General features: G+C 56.8%; 1 protein-coding gene. It reads right to left on the reverse strand.

Going from position 1 to position 271, the window contains the following annotated elements:
• Positions 1–271 (reverse strand): DNA translocase FtsK 4TM domain-containing protein (locus tag AC1RPU_RS08255; RefSeq protein ID WP_481769689.1); only part of this gene is annotated, 271 nt, incomplete at both ends.

The raw sequence follows: 271 nt of genomic DNA on the forward strand, positions 1-271 counted from the left end.
GCTCAGTACGTCACGCCCGGCTCCGGTGGCAGCAGCCGTGCGCAGAGTGTCACCCGAGGGTGAGAGCAGGGCGCAAATAGCGGCTACTGACACGACAGAGCCCCAAATCTTCAGCCACTTGATAAATCGCTTTTTGGCCTCTTTGTTACCAGATACGTTCGCGGCCCACACTAGGCTCGCAAAGACCGTGGCCATAATGCATACTCCGACCGCCATCTTAAAGGCGTCGGCCACGTCCGCAAGCCACAGCATCATGAAAAAGTTGTTCATC

Source organism: Dellaglioa sp. CoH-55-MRSF-7 (assembly GCF_056782235.1).